The organism is Vibrio sp. 1F255 (genome assembly GCF_041439145.1).
Lineage (GTDB): Bacteria > Pseudomonadota > Gammaproteobacteria > Enterobacterales > Vibrionaceae > Vibrio > Vibrio crassostreae_C.
In genome coordinates, this window is record NZ_JBGONQ010000092.1 from 1 (window position 1) to 1008 (window position 1008).

Sequence of the window (1008 nt, forward strand, 5' to 3'; positions counted from 1 at the left end):
AAGTACCACATAAGTGTGGCAGATCCTCGGTAGGGGGAATCCATGTCATTCGTTATATGCTTCAAGGATGATGATGAAAAAAGTAGTACTTTCAATATATTGCTTAATGGCGTTTAGTCAGGCTAATGCTGACGTCAAGCTAGACTTTCCCTTCAAGAAAAAGTTTGAAGTGTATGAGATTAGCGGGAATAGTGTTGAAGAAATTGAGCGTTCATTTAACGCTAGACCTGAGTTTCTCGTAAATGAAGGCTTTGACGGTTACACCGCGTGGAAATACGACTTCCATACGGATGATGATTCTTGCGAAATTCATGAATTTGAGCTTGAAGTTACCTATACACTTCCGAAGTTCGAAATGCCTAAGACTTCAGATGAGTCAGCTGAGGAGTTTCGTCCATATCTTGAGAAGCTCTATCGTCATGAACAGATTCATTGTGCGCTTGCAGTTAAGTCGATGCACGAAATGTATTTAGCCTTCAAACGAGGGCAGCGTGGAGGGTGTAGTAGCGCAAATGATAGAGTCATTGAGCTTGAAGGTGATTTGGTGGAAAGTAATGCTCTGTTTGACGTTTATACGTCGCATGGAGAAATTGAATTAGCAGAGTCTCCTTTTGGTGAGGGGCCTTACTTGAAAATATGCGAAATACCTTTCGCGCCAATGTCACCACGCATATAACAATAAATTTAAGAGTGATTCACAACGCTCGGCGCTTTCACTTCAAGCAAGTTTAGTGTTTATGGCGCAATGCTTTAGGTAGGGTTGTTGGCGTTGTTCACACCTTAATTTGGCGTTATGTGAAAGGAGTATTAATGCGGTTTTATATCGAAATAAGAAAAGGGATGATCAGAGACATCACCCACAAGCTTGATTTTATTTTTGAGGAAGTAATCGAGAGTTCTGAGTCCGGACTTAGGCTCGAAGTTGATAGGTTACAATATGAAGCTGATGAAGCGTAAGCGTGCCATGAACACCGCATTCTAATCTTTCAGCACGAAGAATAAGATCAA

The 1008-nt window shown here is 41.3% G+C and carries 1 protein-coding gene; it reads left to right on the forward strand.

Annotated elements, in window-relative coordinates:
* Window positions 1-73: 73 nt before the first annotated feature.
* A complete protein-coding gene (locus tag ACED41_RS21550) occupies window positions 74-676 on the forward strand; it encodes a DUF922 domain-containing protein (protein WP_065583845.1) in 603 nt (200 codons plus the stop codon).
* The last annotated feature ends 332 nt before the right edge of the window (window positions 677-1008 follow it).

Coding starts and splice junctions, on each gene's coding strand:
- ACED41_RS21550 (WP_065583845.1), top strand. CDS start 74: ATGAAAAAAGTAGTACTTTCAATATATTGCTTAATGGCGTTTAGTCAG.